This window comes from Stella humosa (genome assembly GCF_006738645.1).
In the GTDB taxonomy this organism is placed as follows: Bacteria; Pseudomonadota; Alphaproteobacteria; order ATCC43930; family Allostellaceae; genus Allostella; species Allostella humosa.
This window is the reverse complement of sequence record NZ_AP019700.1, coordinates 5,695,377-5,711,357: the sequence shown is the minus strand read 5'-3', so window position 1 is coordinate 5,711,357 and position 15,981 is coordinate 5,695,377. Positions and strand designations below refer to the sequence as shown.

11 protein-coding genes are annotated in these 15,981 nt (G+C 72.3%); 9 read left to right on the top strand and 2 right to left on the bottom strand.

Annotated features, from left to right (window positions below; genetic code table 11):
• Positions 1–155 precede the first annotated feature (155 nt).
• The 6 genes from mutS (at position 156) to STVA_RS26895 (ending at position 10,163) form a co-directional block, all read left to right on the top strand.
• Positions 156–2,846 (top strand): DNA mismatch repair protein MutS, encoded by a 2,691-nt coding sequence (gene mutS / locus STVA_RS26920; RefSeq protein ID WP_123690268.1) that lies wholly within the window; start codon positions 156–158, stop codon positions 2,844–2,846.
• Complete coding sequence (locus tag STVA_RS26915; RefSeq protein WP_123690270.1) at positions 2,843–3,442, top strand: GNAT family N-acetyltransferase; 600 nt, start codon at positions 2,843–2,845, stop codon at positions 3,440–3,442. The genes mutS and STVA_RS26915 overlap by 4 nt, the downstream gene beginning before the upstream one ends.
• Positions 3,439–6,228 carry a [protein-PII] uridylyltransferase gene (locus STVA_RS26910; protein WP_123690272.1) on the top strand — a complete coding sequence of 930 codons (2,790 nt, stop codon included), beginning with the start codon at positions 3,439–3,441 and terminating at the stop codon, positions 6,226–6,228. Before STVA_RS26915 ends, STVA_RS26910 begins: the two co-directional genes overlap by 4 nt.
• 166 nt (positions 6,229–6,394) lie before the next feature.
• The gene (locus tag STVA_RS26905; protein ID WP_123690274.1) at positions 6,395–7,903 is read left to right on the top strand and encodes a hypothetical protein; all 1,509 of its coding nucleotides are present in this window, start codon (positions 6,395–6,397) and stop codon (positions 7,901–7,903) included.
• On the top strand, positions 7,900–9,420 hold the full coding sequence (locus STVA_RS26900; RefSeq protein WP_142235897.1) for a hypothetical protein: 1,521 nt from the start codon (positions 7,900–7,902) through the stop codon (positions 9,418–9,420). The genes STVA_RS26905 and STVA_RS26900 overlap by 4 nt, the downstream gene beginning before the upstream one ends.
• On the top strand, positions 9,417–10,163 hold the full coding sequence (locus STVA_RS26895) for an aldolase (RefSeq protein ID WP_123690278.1): 747 nt from the start codon (positions 9,417–9,419) through the stop codon (positions 10,161–10,163). The genes STVA_RS26900 and STVA_RS26895 overlap by 4 nt, the downstream gene beginning before the upstream one ends.
• A 26-nt stretch (positions 10,164–10,189) precedes the next feature.
• On the opposite strand, the gene STVA_RS26890 is transcribed toward STVA_RS26895, so the two are convergent.
• Complete coding sequence (locus STVA_RS26890; RefSeq protein ID WP_142235908.1) at positions 10,190–11,704, bottom strand: YifB family Mg chelatase-like AAA ATPase; 1,515 nt, start codon at positions 11,702–11,704, stop codon at positions 10,190–10,192.
• Positions 11,705–11,820: 116 nt separating this feature from the next.
• On the opposite strand from STVA_RS26890, the gene STVA_RS26885 reads away from it, so the two are divergent.
• Entirely contained in the window at positions 11,821–12,609 is a 789-nt protein-coding gene (locus tag STVA_RS26885; protein WP_123690280.1) for an SDR family oxidoreductase, read from the top strand.
• Here the strand turns inward: STVA_RS26885 and STVA_RS26880 are convergent.
• Positions 12,597–13,538 (bottom strand): LysR family transcriptional regulator, encoded by a 942-nt coding sequence (locus STVA_RS26880; RefSeq protein ID WP_123690282.1) that lies wholly within the window; start codon positions 13,536–13,538, stop codon positions 12,597–12,599. The two genes, STVA_RS26885 and STVA_RS26880, sit on opposite strands and share 13 nt — an antisense overlap.
• 125 nt (positions 13,539–13,663) lie before the next feature.
• Between STVA_RS26880 and STVA_RS26875 the strand changes: the two genes are divergently transcribed.
• Both STVA_RS26875 and STVA_RS26870 read left to right on the top strand, forming a co-directional pair.
• Positions 13,664–14,866, top strand: a complete 1,203-nt coding sequence (locus tag STVA_RS26875; protein WP_123690284.1) for a CoA transferase — start codon at positions 13,664–13,666, stop codon at positions 14,864–14,866.
• 41 nt (positions 14,867–14,907) lie between these two features.
• Positions 14,908–15,981, top strand: coding sequence for a TAXI family TRAP transporter solute-binding subunit (locus STVA_RS26870; protein WP_123690286.1), 1,074 nt, complete (start codon positions 14,908–14,910; stop codon positions 15,979–15,981).

The following is a 15,981-nucleotide window of genomic DNA, read 5'->3' as shown; positions in this document are numbered from 1 at the left end:
CGAACGCGATCGTCAGGGGCCAAACTTAGGCCAAGCGCGAATCCCCGATCAACCCATGGCCTATCAACCCATAGAGGCAATGCCGACAAGTCCTACCAATCGCTAGCGGTGCGGGATCGGCGGCGGCGGGCGAGTCGTGCTATCGGAAGCCGATCATGACGACCGCCGCCGCCATCGAAGCGCCTGACCTCGCCCCCGACCTCGCCAAGGACATCGCCCCGGCATCGCCGGTGATCGCCCAGTTCCTGGCGATCAAGCGCCAGCACCCGGACTGCCTGCTGTTCTATCGGATGGGCGACTTCTACGAGCTGTTCTTCGCCGACGCCGAGGTGGCGGCAGCCGCGCTCGACATCGCGCTGACCAGGCGCGGCATCCATGCCGGCCAGCCGATCCCGATGTGCGGCGTGCCCCAGCATGCGTCCGAGGCCTATCTCGCCCGCCTGATCCGCCAGGGGCACCGGGTTGCCATCTGCGACCAGGTCGAGGACCCGGCCGAGGCGAAGAAGCGCGGCAACAAGGGGCCGCTGCGGCGCGAGGTGGTGCGCATCGTCACCCCCGGCACGATCACCGAGGACACGCTGCTCGATGCCCGGCGCAACAACTACCTGGCGGCCCTGGCCGATGCCACCGGCGGGCTGGCGCTCGCCTGGCACGACCTGTCGACGGGCGAGCTGGCGGCCGAGCCGCTGGAGCCGGCCGCCGTCGGCGCCGCGCTTGCCCGCCTGGCACCGGGGGAGCTGCTGGTGTCGGAGCGGGTGCTGGGCCGGGCCGACCTGGTGGGGGCGCTGGCCGACTGGAAGCCGCGCCTGACGCCCCTGCCGACCGCGCGCTTCGACAGCGAGAACGGCCGCCGCCGGGTGTGCGAGGCCTATGGCGTAGACACGCTGGATGCCTTCGGCGGCTTCGGCCGGGCCGAGGCGGCGGCCATGGGGGCGGTGCTGGACTATGTGCGGCTGACCCAGCTTGGCCGCGCGCCCCGCCTGCAACCGCCGCGCCGGGTCGAGACCAGCGCCATCCTGCTGATCGACCCGGCGTCGCGCCGCAACCTGGAACTGTTCGAGACCCTGTCGGGCGAGCGGCGCGGCAGCCTGCTGGCGACGCTGGACCGCACCCTGACCGGGGCCGGGGCGCGCCGGCTGGCGGCCGACCTGGCGGCACCATCGACCGACCCGGCCGCGATCGGCCGCCGGCTGGACATGGTGGCGGCCCTGGTCGCCGACCCCGACCTGCGGCGCGACCTGCGGGCAGCGCTGGCGGCGGTGCCGGACATCGAGCGATCCGTGCAGCGGCTGGCACTCGGCCGCGGCGGCCCGCGCGACCTGGCCGCGCTGCGCGACGGGCTGGTCGCGGCCGATCGGCTGGCTCAGCGCCTGGACGGACCGGGCTTCCCGCCGCTGCCCGAGGGGCTGGTCGCCTGCCGTACCGACCTGGGGGATCACCGGGCGCTGGTGGAGCGGCTGGCGGCGGCACTGGCGGCCGACCTGCCGCTGCTGGCGCGCGACGGCGGCTTCGTCGCGCCCGGCCATGACGGCGACCTGGACGCGCTCCGCGCGCTGCGCGACGACAGCCGGCGGATGATCGCCGGCCTGCAGGCGCGCTATGCCGGCGAGACCGGCATCGCCAGCCTGAAGATCCGCCACAACAACGTGCTGGGCTACTACGTCGAGACCACGGCCACCCATGCCGACAAGCTGCGGCCGGCCGACGGCTTCATCCACCGCCAGACGATGGCCAGCGCCATGCGCTTCACCACGGTGGAGCTGGGTGAGCTGGAAAGCCGCATCGCCAGCGCCGCCGACCGGGCGCTGGCCCTGGAGCTGGAGATCTTCGACCGCCTGGCCGCCGCCGTCCTGGCCGAGGCCGCCCCGATCGGAACGGCGGCGGCCGCCCTGGCCCGGCTGGACGTCGCGGCCGCCCTGGCCGAGCGCGCGGTCGAGGGCGGCTGGACCCGGCCCGAGATCGATTCCAGCCTGGACTTCGCGGTGACCGGCGGCCGCCACCCGGTGGTCGAGGCCGCGCTGGCCGCCGATGCCGGCGCCTTCGTCGCCAATGATTGCGGGCTGGGGCCGGGCGGCCGGCTGTGGCTGCTGACCGGCCCCAACATGGCCGGCAAGTCGACCTTCCTGCGGCAGAACGCGCTGATCGCCATCCTGGCCCAGGTCGGCTGCTTCGTGCCGGCGGCCAGCGCGCGCATCGGCGTCGTCGACCGGCTGTTCAGCCGCGTCGGTGCGGCCGACGACCTGGCCCGCGGCCGCTCCACCTTCATGGTGGAGATGGTGGAGACCGCCGCCATCCTGAACCAGGCGACGGCGCGTTCCTTCGTCATCCTGGACGAGATCGGCCGCGGCACCGCCACCCATGACGGCCTGGCGATCGCCTGGGCCACGGTGGAGCACCTGCACGATGCCAACCGCTGCCGCGCGCTCTTTGCCACCCACTATCACGAGCTGACGGCGCTGGCCGCCCGCCTGCCGGACCTTGCCTGCCACACCATGCGGGTGAAGGAATGGCAGGGCAGCGTCATCTTCCTGCATGCGGTCGCCCCCGGTGCGGCCGACCGCTCCTACGGCATCCATGTCGCCCGCCTGGCCGGCCTGCCGCCCGCCGCCGTCGCGCGCGCCGAGACCGTCCTGGCGGCGCTGGAGAAGGGCGAGACGTCGGGCGCGGCCGCCCGCCTGGCCGAGGACCTGCCGCTCTTCGCCGTCCTGCGCGAGGCACCCGCCCGGCCGCCGGCCCCGCCGGCGGCCTCGCCGGTCGAGACGGCACTGGCCGGCTTCGACATCGACGGCCTGTCGCCGCGCGAGGCGCTCGACCGCCTCTACCAACTGAAGGCATTGCTGCCATGAAAGCCCCCCTCCCCGGCGACCCGGTCCGCATCCGTGCCTTCGCGCCGGGCGAAGCCGAGATCTTCCGCACGTTCCGGCTGGAGGCGCTGGACGCCCACCCCGAGGCGTTCGGCAGCTCGCCGGCCGACGAGCGGGCGCTGCCGCTGGAGGTCGTGGCCCAGCGGCTGGCCGGCGGGAACACCTTCGGCGCCTTCGACGGCGGCCAGCCCATCGGCATGGCCGGCTTCTTCGCCGAGACGGGCGAGAAGCGGCGGCACAAGGGCATGGTGTGGGGCGTCTACGTCCAGGCGGGCTGGCGCCGCCGCGGCATCGCCGCCCGCCTGATCGACCGCGTGCTGGCCCATGCCGAGCCCCGGGTCGAGGTGCTGCATCTGAGCGTCGTCGCCGAGAATGCCGGCGCCCGCCGCCTCTACGAGAGCCGCGGCTTCACCGCCTACGGGCTGGAGCAGCACGCGCTCCGCCTGGCCGACCGCTATGTCGACGAACTGCTGATGGTGCGGTTCCTGGGCGGCGAGCCCGCCTCGAACGGCGGGCCCTCCTCCAACGGCATACCCGCGTCAAACGCGCTGCCACGCGCTATATTGGGAGGCGCATGACCTCCATCGCCCGCCCGCGTGCCATCGTCGACCGCAGCGAACTGCTGCGGCAGGTCGACGCCGTCGCCGCCCGCCGCCTTGGCCCCGACGCCTTCCGGGCCGAGCTGCTGAAGATCGTCCGGGCCGCCCTCGACCATGGGCGGGCCGAGGTGATGCGCCGCTTCTACGCCAACCAGCGCGGCGCCGAGGCGGCGCGCGGCCTGGCCCACCTGATGGACCAGGTGATCCGCGTCCTCCATGACGCCACCGTGTCGCACGTCCATGTCGTGTCCAACCCGACCACGTCCGAGCGCATCGGCATCATCGCCGTGGGCGGCTATGGCCGGGCCGAGCTGGCGCCCTTCTCGGACGTCGACCTGCTGTTTCTGCTGCCGTGGAAGTCGACCCCGCATACCGAGCAGGTGGTGGAGTACCTGCTCTACCTGCTGTGGGACCTGGGGCTGAAGGTCGGCCACTCGACCCGCTCGGTGGCCGAGTGCCTGCGCCAGGCCAAGGCCGACCACACGGTGCGCACCGCGCTGCTGGAGGCGCGCTGGATCTGGGGCGACCAGGCGCTCTATGGCGACCTGCGGCGCAGCTACGAGCAGGAGATCCAGAGCCGCGATGCCATCGGGTTCATCGAGGCCAAGCTGGCCGAGCGCGACGAGCGCCACCGCCGCCTGGGCGACAGCCGCTACCTGCTGGAGCCCAACCTGAAGGAGGGGAAGGGCGGCCTGCGCGACCTGCACACGCTGTTCTGGATCGCCAAGTACGCCTATCGCGTCGACGAGGTGGCGGCCCTGGTCGATCGATCGGTGCTGTCGCCGGAAGAGGCCCAGGGCTTCGCGCGCGCCCACGACCTGCTGTGGACCGTGCGCTTCTACCTGCACGACATCGCCGGCCGGCCGGACGAGCGGCTGACCTTCGACATGCAGTCCGAGATCGGGCGCCGCCTGGGCTATACCGACCATGCCGGCACGCGCGGCGTCGAGCGCTTCATGAAGCACTATTTCCTGGTCGCCAAGGACGTGGGCGACCTGACGCGCATCCTCTGCGCGGCGCTGGAGGCCGAGCACAAGAAATCCGCCCCGCCGCTGCTGAGCCGGCTCGGCCTGCGCCGGCGCAAGGTGGAGGGCTTCACCGTCGAGGGCGGGCGCCTGGCTCTGACCCAGCCGACCATGTTCCAGGATGACCCGGTGAACCTGCTGCGGCTGTTCCATGCGGCCCAGGACACCGGCCTCGACATCCATCCGGCCGCCCTGAAGCAGATCACCCGCGACCTGCGGCTGGTCGACAACCGCCTGCGCCGCGACCCGGAGGCCAACCGCCTGTTCCTGGAGATCCTGGCGTCGCGCAAGGACCCCGAGCATGTCCTGCGGCGGATGAGCGAGGTCGGCCTGTTCGGCAAGTTCGTGCCGGACTTCGGCCGCGTCGTCGCCCAGATGCAGTACGACATGTACCATGTGTACACGGTCGACGAGCACACCATATTCGCGCTTGGTATCCTGTCGAGGATCGAGCGCGGCCAGTTGAAGGACGACCATCCCGTCGCCAGCGAGGTGATGCCGACCGTCGCCTCCCGCCGCTCGCTCTATGTCGCGCTGCTGCTGCACGACATCGCCAAGGGCCGGGGCGGCGACCATTCCATCCTGGGGGCCGAGATCGCGCTCAAACTGGGACCACGTTTCGGCCTGGCGCCGGAGGAGACCGAGACGGTCGCCTGGCTGGTGCGCTTCCACCTGCTGATGTCCAACACCGCCTTCAAGCGCGACATCGACGACCCCAAGACCATCCAGGACTTCATCGCCGAGGTGCAGTCGCCCGAGCGCCTGAAGCTGCTGCTGGCGCTGACCGTGGCCGACATCCGCGCGGTCGGCCCCAAGGTGTGGAATAGCTGGAAGGCGACGTTGCTGCGCGAGCTCTACCATCGCACCGCCGAGGCCATGTCGGGCGGCATCGGCGCCCAGCCCAAGGCGGCCCGCATCGCGGCCGCCCGCGACCGCCTGCGCCAGGCCCTGAAGGACTGGGACGACGACAGCTTCGCCCTCTTCTCCGACGTCATCTACCCCGCCTACTGGCTGGGGCTCGATGTCGACACCCAGGCCCGCCATGCGCGGATCATCCGCTCGGCCGAGCGCGAGGGCCGGGCGCTCACCGTCGACACCCGGGTCGACCCGGCGCGCGGCGTGACCGACGTCACCATCTACACCGCCGACCATCCGGGCCTCTTTTCGCGCATCGCGGGCGCGCTGGCCGTGGCCGGCGCCAACATCGTCGATGCCCGCATCCACACGCTGGCCAACGGCATGGCGCTCGACAGCTTCGCCGTGCAGGACGCCACGGGCGGGACCTTCGACCGGCCCGACCGGCTGGCGCGGCTGGCGGTGATGGTGGAGCAGTCGCTGGACGGCCGCCTGTCGCCCACGGCCGAGCTGCGCCGCCCGGTGCCCTTCGCGCCGGCGACCCGGTCGCTCGCCCTGGCACCGCGGGTGCTGGTCGACAACAGCGCGTCGACCAACCACACGGTGATCGAGGTGAACGGCCGCGACCGGCCGGGCCTGCTGGCCGACCTGACCCGGGCGCTGACCCGCCAGGGCGTGCAGATCGCCACCGCCCGCATCTCGACCTATGGCGAGAAAGTGGTCGACGTCTTTTACGTCAAGGACGTGTTCGGCCTGAAGGTCGAGAAGGAAGCCAAGATCAAGGCGATCCGCACGGCCTTGCTGGCCGTGTTCGGCAACGCCGAGGCGGAAGGTGCGGCAGCGGCGCCACGACCGGTGCGGCCGCGCCGCGCGGCGGTCGGTTGAACCGGCCGATCGCCCGAACGAACCTCGAACGAATCACGACCGCTTATGGCTTTGCGACTCGGGCGCGAATCACGGAACGTCCAATGAACGTCCCAGGAGTCGCGGCGAGTCGGACCCGAATCGACAGCATGGTATCCCGATACCACAGAACATCGTCGGCATCGTCGTGACCGCGCCTGCGGCTGCGGCGCGGGCGCTGGCCGACGTCCCGGAGGAAACCTGGGCCCGGTTGCAGGCCGAGCTGCTGGCGCAGCGGCGCCAGCGCATGATCTATGCGCCCCATGTGGACTTCGTGCATCGCCATGCCTTCGATGCGGTGCGGAACACGCTGCTGTCGGCGGAGCGCCAGCCGCCGCAGCCGCCCGTCCCCTGTGCCGTGCCAAAGGGGAACGGTCCCGGGCAGCGCGGCCGCCACCAGATCCATGCCCTGATGCTGCCCGCCGACGAGGCGCTCTACATGCTGCTGTGCACCACGGCGGTAGCCACGGCAGAGCCGGTGCTCGACCGCAGCCGGGTCTTTTCGAGCCGGCCGGCGACGGGGCCCGAGCCGGGGCTGGTGGTACCGCCGCTGCAATGGAGCAGGGATGCCGCGACCGCCCTGGAGCATGCCATCGCCACCACCAACGCCCAGGCGGTGGTCGCGATCGACATCGCCGAGTGCGGCCAGCGGACTGACCGCGACGCCCTGACGGAGGACCTGCGGCAGCTCGGCCTGCCGCCAGGCTGGCTGGGGATCGCCGACGATTTCTGGGCCAGCTTCGCCCGGTGCCCGCGCCCCCTCGGCGTTCCCTCCGGCCTGCTCGCCAATGCCGGTTTCTTCACGGTCACGCTACGCTGGCTGGATGAATGGTGCGCCCGCCAGGGGGTGCCGTCGGTCCGACTGCTCGACGACATCGTCATGCTGGCCGACGATCTGGAGGCCGGCCATCGCTTGGCCGCGGCGGCGGAAGCCCAACTGGCCGCCCGTGGATTCGCCGTCAACCGCGCCAAGAGCGGCGTCGACACGATGGCGGCGTTCCGCGCCAGGCGTCGGCGACAGGCGCGCCGGCGCGCCCATCCCAGCCTGTCACCGGCGCAGGCCCTGGCCCGGCTGCGCGCGACCGCCACCGACGATCCGCAATTGCGGTCGATCGCCGAGGGCGCGCTCGCGCGGCTGGCGCGGGCCGGCGATCCGGCGGCGCTGGATCATGTTCTCGGGCAGTTCGGCGCGGCACCGGTCGCCGCCCGGGCCTTTGCCGGCTATGTCGGCCGCTTCATGGACGACCCGGCGGTGGCAGACCGGATGGCGGCCGTCTTCGTTGCCGGGACGCGGCAGTTCGACCCCTGGCAGTTGGCCTGGGCAATTTCGGCATTCCAGCACGCACCGAGCCTGCCCGATCCGCTCCGGAGCCACCTTGCAACCCTGGCGGCCCACAAGGGTGCGGCGATGATGCTGCGTATCGCCGCGACAACCGTCCTTGCCCGCTTCGCCACGCGCGCGGAGTGGGCCGCGCTGGAGGCCGTAGCCGACGCCACCCGCTCGCCCCATCTGCGGGCCGCCATCGCCCATGGACTGCGGTTCCGCCCCGCGGGCGAACGGACGCCGCTGCTCGGCCGGTGGGCCGCGCGGGACCCGCAGGTCGCCCTGGTGGCGACGGCACTGGCGCGCCAGCCCGCCCCGGCGCCCGCATCATGACGGGCTGGGCCAATCCGCAGGCTCTCGACGGCGCAACGTGGCGGCGCGCCCATGCCACCCTGATGGGGGAGACCGCGCGCGAGTTCGTCTTCGCACCCCACAACAAGCTGGTCTACCAGCAGGCGTTCGACCGGGTGCGGGCCGGCATCCTGGCCGGCCGGCCGCTGCGCCCGCCCTGCCCATACACGTTCCTGCGCCACCGCCCTGGCAAGAATACATTCTCCGAGCGAGCGGACGGCGTCCTCGGGCCGGTCGAGCGGACCCTCTTCCAGCTCTTCGCCGCTGCGGCCGCCCAGGCGGCCGAGCCGCACCTCGACCGCGACCGGGTCTTCTCCTCCCTGCCGGCACGGACGGGCGAGGATGCGCTGCTGGCCTCGACCGACTGGAGTGCCAATTGCTTTCGCCTGGCAACCCAGCAGGCGGCCGAGGACGAGCGCTGGTCGCATTTCGTGGAGATCGACGTCGCTCGCGCCGGCACCAGCCTGCGCCGGGCCGACCTGCTGGCGTCGCTGGCCCGACTGGGCCTGCCCGCCGCCTGGCTGGCCGAGGGCGAGCGGATCGACCGGGCATTCGAGAAGACGCTGGGGCCGGCCGGGCTGCTGAACGACCTCATGACCAGCGGTACCCTGGTCACGATCCATCTCCGCCCGCTCGACCGCCTGTGCGCCGAGCTGGGCCGCCCATCGTTCCGGCTGATCGACGGCGTCCTCATGCCAACGGAGGACATCGCGGCCGCCGATGCCGCGATGGCCCGCCTGACCGCGCTTCTGGCGGCGATGGGCATGTCCCCCAACCCCGACAAGACCCGCATCGTCGCGCGAACCGACCTGCTGGTCCAATGGGCCAGCCCGGCCAACCTCTGGGTCGAGCCCGGGTCGTCGGAGGCCCAGCACCTGGCCGCCCGCGAGATGATGGCCGACCTCGGCCGGTATGGCTACGATGCCTTCAAGGTGGAGCAGTGGGCATTGCTGGCGCTGGGCCGCGCCGGCGACCGCTCGGCGCTGGACCGGGCCCTGTCACGCTTCGTCGACGTGCCGTGGGCGGCGCGCATCTATGCCCTCTATATCGGCCTCTTCCTCGACGACCGGGCGGTGCGCGACCGGTTCGAGGCGGCCCTGCATGCCGCGGCCAGCCGCCTGCACCCGTGGCAATGGATGTGGGCGGCGTCGGCCCTGTGGAAGGCGCCGGCCATCGCCGGCCGGACCGCGCCGTTGCTGGCCCGCATCGCCGGCGACGGCCGGCTGCCGGACACGACGCGGGCGGCGGCCGCTATCGTGCTGGCCCGGTTCGCCACGGCCGGGGGCTGGGAAATGCTGGAAAGTCTGGCCAGCGGCGCCCGTTCCTCGCACTTGCGTGCAGCGATCGCCTTCGGTTTCCGCTACCGTCCCGCTGCGGTGCGGCAGACGACGCTGGCCGCCTGGGCGCGGCTCGATCCCCATGTCGATCTGGTCGCGACCGCCGTCGCGCGCGATCTGGCCGCACCACCCGGCATGGCAGGAGCAGAGGCAGGGGCATGAGCGAAGTGATCGAGGGGATGCGGGTCGACCTGGCGGCGGCACTGCGCTGGGCGGCACGGCTGGGCATGAACGAGGGCGTGGACAATCATTTCTCGGTCGCCGTGCCCGATGCCGACGGCCGGGTGCGCGGCGACCGGTTCCTGATCAACCCCTATGGCTGGCACTGGTCGGAGATCACGGCCTCGTCGCTGTGCCTGTGCGATGCCGAGGGCAACGTGCTGGAGGGCGAGGGGCCGGTCGAGGACAGCGCCTTCTTCATCCACAGCCGCATCCACCTGAAGGCGCCGCACGCGGTGGCCGTCCTGCACACCCACCAGCCGCACGCGACCGCACTCACCCTGCGCCAGCGCATGCAGCTCCAGATGTGCGAGCAGAACGCCCTGATGTTCGACGGCCGCATCGCCTATGACGAGATCTATGGCGGGCTGGCGCTCGACCGGTCGGAAGGCGACCGGCTGGCCGACGGGCTGGGCAGCGCCAGCGTGCTGATGCTGGCAAGCCACGGCGTCATCGCCGTCGGTCCGACCGTGGCCGATGCCTTCAACGACCTCTACTACCTGGAGCGCGCCTGCATGTTCCAGGTGCTGGCCCGGTCCGGCGGCGAGGAACTGCGCACCATCCCCGACGAGGTCCGCCGCCACGTCCGCCAGCAGATGGCAGGCGACCTGCCCAAGGTGGCCGAGCGGCATTTCATCGCGATCAAGCGCATGCTGGATCGCCAGGAGCCCGAATACCGGCACTGATCCGGGGCCGTTGACCGGCCGCCGGTTCAGCCGACGAAGCCGGTCCGCCGATAGGACAGCGCCTCGGCGACATGGATGCGGCGGACGCGCTCGCAGGCCTCCAGGTCGGCCAGCGTGCGGGCGACGCGCAGCACGCGGTGCCAGGCGCGCGCCGACAGCTTCAGTCGGTCGGCCGCGTCGGCCAGCAGGCGCTTGCCGTCCGGCTCGGGGTCGGCGATGGCGTCCAGCAACTCGCCGTCGGCCTCGGCATTGCAAGCGACCGTGGCGGCACCCAGCCGGTCGAAGCGGGCGCGCTGCCGGTCGCGCGCGGCACCGACCCGGGCCGCCACCTCGGCCGAGCCTTCGGCCGGCGGCGGCAGGGCGAGGTCGGCCGCGCTGACCGCCGGCACGTCGATCGTCAGGTCGATGCGGTCGAGCAGCGGCCCCGACAGGCGCGCCTGGTAGTCGCGCCCACAGGCCGGCGCCCGCGCGCAGGCCAGGCCGGCATCGGCCAGTTGCCCGCAGCGGCAGGGGTTCATCGCCGCCACGAGTTGGAAGCGGGCCGGATAGGCCACGTGGGCGGCCGCGCGGGCCACCACCGCGCGGCCGGATTCGAGCGGCTGGCGGAGGGATTCCAGCGCCGGCCGCTGGAATTCCGGCAGCTCGTCCAGGAACAGCACGCCGCGATGGGCGAGCGACACCTCGCCCGGCCGCGCGCGCGGGCCGCCGATGAGGGCAGCGTGCGAGGCCGAATGGTGCGGGTCGCGGAACGGGCGCCGCCGGCTGATCCGGCCGTCCGCCAGCAATCCTGCGACGCTGTGGATCAGCGACACCTCCAGCGCCTCGGCCGGGGTCAGCGGCGGCAGCAGGCCGGGCAGGCGCTGGGCCAGCATCGACTTGCCCGAGCCCGGCGGCCCGATCATCAGGAGGTTGTGGCCGCCTGCGGCCGCGATCTCCAAGGCGCGCTTGGCCGTCTCCTGCCCCTTCACCGCCGCCAGGTCGGGCTGGCCGCCGGCCTCCTCGGCCAGGCGCGCCCGCGGCGGCGTCAGGAGCTGCGTCCCGCGGATGTGGTTCACCAGCGACAGCAGGGTGGGGGCGGCCACGACCGCGATCTCGCCCGCCCAGGCCGCCTCCCCGCCCGACGCCTCGGGGCAGATGATGCCGCGGCCGGAGGCATTGGCGTGGACGGCGGCCGGCAGTACGCCCGCGACCGGGGCCAGCGCGCCGTCGAGCGCCAGCTCGCCCAGCGCGACGAAGCCGGCCGTCCCCTCCTCGGGCAGCACGCCCATGGCGACCAGCAGGCCGAGCGCGATCGGCAGGTCGAAATGGCTGCCCTCCTTCAGCAGATCGGCCGGCGACAGGTTGATGGTGATCCGCTTGGGCGGCAGCGCCAGGCCCATGGCCGACAGGGCCGCCCGCACCCGCTCGCGGCTTTCGGCCACTGCCTTGTCCGGCAGCCCGACCAGGGCGAAGGTCGGGAGACCGGCCGCCATCTGCACCTGTACGTCGACCGCGCGGACCTCGATCCCCTGAAACGCGACCGTCGCGATCCGCGCGACCATCATCCCTCCTATGCCCGGCTGGAGTGTAGTGGTCCCATCCCGCGACTGTCATCGGCTGCTTTTCATCCGGCGGTGCGACGGCGCATGATCGCGGCCGGAATCATGGTGGGGACAGGATGACAGGCACCGACGACAACCGGGTCCGCTACCCGGAAATGCGGGGCAAGATCGCGCTGGTGACGGGCGGCAGCAGCGGCATCGGCCTGGCCACCGTCGCGGCCTTCGCGCGCGAGGGCGCCACGGTCATCCTCGCCAGCCGGGACGCCGACCGGGCCGAGGCGGCGCTGAAGGAGATCGGCCTGGCCGGCCAGGTATCCTGGATCGCCTGCGACGTGGCCGATGGCGGCGACGTCGAGCGGCTCTGCGCCACCATCGCAGAGCGCCACGGGCGGCTCGACTATGCCTTCAACAATGGCGGCAGCGGCGGCCGCTGGGCGCCGGTCGCCGACACGGCCGAGGCCGACTGGCGGCGGACCATCGACGGCTACCTGACATCGGCCTTCCTGTGCATGCACCACCAGATCCCGCTGATGCTGGCGGGCGGCGGCGGGGTCATCGTCAACAATGCGTCGGTCGACGGCCTGCGCGGCTATCCCTTCCCGGGCGGGGCCGCCTATTCGGCCGCCAAGCACGGGGTACTGGGCCTGACCAAGAGTGCGGCCCTTGAGCACGCCGCATCCGGCCTGCGCATCACCGCCGTGTGCCCCGGCTGGGTCGACACGCCGCCGGTCGCCCGCTATTTCCGCGACGATCCGGTGAAGGCCGCGGCCATCCTGCAGCAGACGCCGCGCGGGCGCATCGCGGCGGCCGAGGAGATCGCGAACGGCGTGCTGTGGCTCTGCTCCAGTGCCGCGTCCTTCGTGATCGGCAGCCCGCTGGTGATGGACGGCGGCTACATGGCCTGAATGTCCGCCGGGACGGGTGCGCGGTGGCGGCCGGGGCGGGCGAAGCGCCGGCCGAGGAAGTCGCGGAAGGCCGCCGCCGACGGCGACAATGACCGGCCACGCGGCGTGACGATGCCGATGTCGCGATGCATCGGCCGGCCCACCAGCGGCACCATCTTCAGCCGCGACAGGTCGAGGCGGATGGCGAAGATGCGCGGCACGAAGGTGACGCCGAAGCCGGTCTCGGCCAGGGCCAGCAGGGTCGTCAGGTTCATCGCCTCGTAGGCCGGCACGAACGACAGGCCGCAGCGGGCGAAGGCCCCGTCGACCATGGCGCGCACGCTGGTGCCGACCGCCGGCACCAGCAGCGCCTGGTCGACCAGTTCGCGCAGGTCGAGCTTGCGGCGCCCCGCCAGGGGATGGCCGACCGCCATGACCGCCACCGAATCGTCGCGGAAAAGCGGCGTGAACAGCAGGTCCTGGTGGGCCGGCGGCGCGCGCGCGAGCAGGCCGAAGGCCGCCTCGCCATGGGCGACCGCATCCAGGGCCCGGCCCTCATGCGCGTCGATCATGCCGATGGAGACGCCGGGGTGGCCAGCCCGGAAATCCGCCATGGCGAGCGGCAGGATGGTCGCGGCCATCGACGGCAGGGTCGCCACCACGAACCGGCCGTGGCGCAGTGCCGCCTCGTCGCGCAAGGCCAGCGCCACGTCGTGGAGCTGGTCCAGCGCCTGGAGGGCGGCCGCCCCCAGCCGCTCGCCCTCGGCCGTCGGCACGACGGAGCGGGTGGTGCGGTGGAAGAGGCGCACGCCCAGCCGGTCCTCCAGCTCGCGGATGCGCTGGCTGACGGCGGGCGGCGACACCCGCAGGCGCTCGGCCGCCAGGCGGAAGCTCTTGGTTTCGGCCACCGCCAGGAAGGTCATGACCTGGGCCAGGGTGTAATTGATCATGTAGGCTTCCCAATCCGTCAGACTTTTCGAATGGTGTGATCAATCGCGCTTTGCTTCAATCCCCTCGGGACAAAGCGGGCGATCAACGACCCGCATCGGAAGCGCACACCAGCGAAGGCAGGGGCATGCCGGATACCGGGACCAGCCGGGCGTCGGATCTTTCGACGATCACGGTCATCGAAGCCGCGGGCACGCCCGCCGGCGCGTTCGCCGCCAGCCTGTTCGCCGATTTCGGCGGGCGGGTGATCGTCTGCGAGCCGCCCGGCGGATCACCGATCCGTCATCTCGGCAGCGCCGTGGTGCGCCGTGTCTGGTGGCCGATCGTCGCCCGCAACAAGCAGTCCCTGGCCCTCGACCCGGATGCCCCGGGGGGTGCGGAGATCGCCGCCCGCCTGCTGGAGCAGGCCCAGGTGCTGGTGCGCGACGACGGCAGTGCCGCCTCCTGGCAGGCGGCCGCCACCGCCGGGACCAAGCCGCCGCTCGACCTGTCGCTGCACGCACCCGGCCGCGACCGGCCGGATCTGTGGCCGTGGAGCACCGCGCCGCAGCTCGCGGCCGCCGCGACCGGCGCGGTCGCGCTGACGGGGCAGCCGGACGGGCCGGCGATGCAGGCGGAGTTCCCGCTGGCCGACTATACCGCCGGCCTGCTGGCCGCTGCGGGCGCGCTGTGCGAGCTGCGCGCCGCCGGCATCGGCAAGCGGACAGCCGCCCCGCTTGCGTTTGGCATGCATGAGGCGCTGCTGCGGATGAACGAGTGGCAGCTCGCCGTCGCCTCGATCACCGGCCAGGCCGAGCCGCGCAACGGCAACCGCTTCCCGATGAACTCCAACATCGGCAACGTCTTCCGCACGCAGGACGGTCGGCTGCTGACGGTCTCGGCCGCGACGCCGTCGGTCGCCGACCGGCTGCTGGTGATGATCGGCGGCCCGGCCCTGCGCGACGACCCGCGCTTCCGCACCACCGCCGACCGCCAGCGCAACATGGATGCGCTGGACGCCGTCATTGCCGAATGGATGGCCCGCCACGATTCGGCCGACGCCATGCGCTTGGTGCGCGAGAACGACGTCGTCGTCGGCCCCCTCTACGATGCCGGCGACGTGCTGGCCGACCCGCACCTGGCCGCGCGCGCCGATGTCGCCTGGGTCGACGACGGCACCGGCGAGGCGCTGCCGCAGCCGGCCATCCTGCCCAAGATCGCGGGCATGGGCGCCACCATCCGCCATGCCGGGCCGGCGATCGGCGCCGACAGCGACGCCGTCCTTGGTGCCGCCGGATTCACGGCCGAGGAGATCGCGGGCTTCCGCCGCTCCGGCGCCGTCTGGCTCTAGCTAGGATATCGAAGAAGAACACGCCACGGGGAGGGAGAACCATGAACGGGAACAGGTTCGCAGTCGGCCGCCGCCTGCTGCTGGCGACGGCGATCGCAGCCGGCGCATGGCCGGCCTCAATTCTGCCGGCCGCCGCCGACGAGGCGCCGAAGTCGCTGGTGATCATCGGCCGCGGCTCGGCCGGGTCCACCAGCGACCTCGCCTTCACCGTGATGGAAGAGGCGATCAAGCGCGCCTATCCGGGCGCGCCGATCAACGTCCGCCGCCTGCCGGGCACGGCGACGGCGGTGCCGCCACGCATCCACAGCGGCGAGGCCCAGATCGGCCATGGCGTCGGCGAAAGCGTGGTCGACGCCTGGAACAGCAGCCGAACCTTCGCCAACCGGCCGAAGATGCAGACCCTGCGCTATGTCGGCGCCTATATCGGCTTCATGACCCGGCCGTCAGCCAGCCCGACCTTCATCACCACGGCCAAGTCCGGCCTGAATTCCTGGGCCGACCTCGCCAACAAGCGCATCGGCGTCGGCACGCCCGACAGCCTTACCTCGACCATGGTCAATGTCGGGCTGAAGGGGATCAACCTCTCCTACGACCAGATCAAGCGGAACGGCGGGGTCGTGGCCACCGGCGACTGGAACCAGCAGATGGACATGCTGGCCGACGGCCAGCTCGACGCCGTGTTCCTGACGGCCGACCATCCCTCGCCGATCCTGACGCAGTTCGCCGCCACCAACGCCGCGCGCATCGTCTCGATGGACCCGCCGGTGCTGAAGGCGCTGCTCGACAACTATCCGACCTTCGTGCGCAACGAGCTGCCGGCCAATACCTATGACTGGCAGAAGAACGATGTGACCGGCGTCCAGCTTTCGCTGGGCTACGTCGTCCACAAGGACCTGCCGGACGACGTCGTCTACCGCATCTGCCGCCAGCTCTACTGGCCCGAGAACGCCAAGGTGTGGGGCGACGTGGTGCCGACCTGGAAGGGGGCCGAAAAGCTGGTCGACCGCGCGGCGCAGACGGTCTTCATCCCGCTCCATCCCGGCGCTAAGAAGTGCCTGGACGAGGCGAAGATCCCGATCCGCGTGATCGCCAACGGCGGCGACACCCCGTCCTGA